The organism is Pseudomonas sp. ABFPK (assembly GCF_001586765.1).
In the GTDB taxonomy this organism is placed as follows: domain Bacteria; phylum Pseudomonadota; class Gammaproteobacteria; order Pseudomonadales; family Pseudomonadaceae; genus Aquipseudomonas; species Aquipseudomonas asiatica.
In genome coordinates this window covers 1-1,008 of the sequence record NZ_LQXW01000082.1, presented here as the reverse complement: position 1 = coordinate 1,008, position 1,008 = coordinate 1, and the positions used below count along the sequence as shown (strand labels likewise).

Here is a 1,008-nt window from a genome sequence, read left to right as displayed (position 1 = left end):
ACCTTTTGGATGCAGCAGCTCCGGGTGGTTTGAAGCCTGCTCCTGCAAGCCGACTTCGGAAGGCCTACTTCCATCTTCGGTACAGCATCACTGGTCATACGACCTGTGTTCGTGACACACAATACTGACCGCCTTTCTTGGTCTGGTGCATCTCGGGATCACGCTTGCCTTCTTTATTTTTGGTCGAGCTGGGGGCATGAATAATGGTGGCATCGACGATGGTGCCTTGGCGCAGCGACAGGCCTTTTTCCTGCAGATAACCATTGATGACCGCAAGGATTGCCGGTGCGAGCTGATGCTTCTCCAGCAAGTGCCGGAAGTTCATGATCGTGGTGTCTTCGGGGATTGGCGCGCTCAGCGTCAGGCGTGCGAACTGGCGCATGGGCGTGATTTCGTAGAGCGCTTCTTCCATGGCCGGGTCGCTCAGGGAGAACCAGTTCTGCAACAGATGGATGCGCAGCATGGTTTCCAGAGGATAGGGTTTTCTACCGCCGCCGGCCTTGGGGTAGAACGGTTCGATCAGCTCCAGCAGGCCTGCCCAGGGCACCACCTGATCCATTTCGGCGAGGAAGCGCTCTCGGCGGGTTTGCTTGCGCTTGCCGGCGTACTCAAAGTCGGAAAAGCTCATCTGGCTCATGGGCGGCTCGGATCAGGTGTTGCGGGGATTCTCGCATAACTGAAGGCTTGTTCGGAGATTCCCTAGCTCCAGATTAGCAAGTCGCGCCTTATTCGGATTGATTAGCTCCCTGTACTTCTTGTGCTCAATATTTCTGTAACCCTTTCGGACACCACTTTGAGTTGTCACGCTATAAGCATCAACAAAATCGCCATTGCGAGTAAGCTCAGTACTAATGACGATTGACTCTGCCGCCGAGGCATTATGAATCGCCCCTGCTTTCCTAGACACTCTCCAAGCTCAGGAAATAGCGTTTCTCATACTCTACTGGAGACAGCTGCATAGCACTGCTGTGTCGACGCTTAGGGTTATAGAACATCTCGATGTAATCG

1 protein-coding gene and 1 pseudogene are annotated in these 1,008 nt (G+C 54.0%); both read right to left on the bottom strand.

Features of this window, described 5'->3' with window-relative positions; translation table 11 throughout:
• Positions 1-121 precede the first annotated feature (121 nt).
• Positions 122-637: pseudogene (locus WM94_RS27685) on the bottom strand (IS5-like element ISPa41 family transposase); the annotation flags it as partial.
• 262 nt (positions 638-899) lie between these two features.
• Positions 900-1,008: IS3 family transposase (locus WM94_RS29965; RefSeq protein ID WP_135192744.1), on the bottom strand; the 109-nt coding region annotated here is incomplete at its 5' end.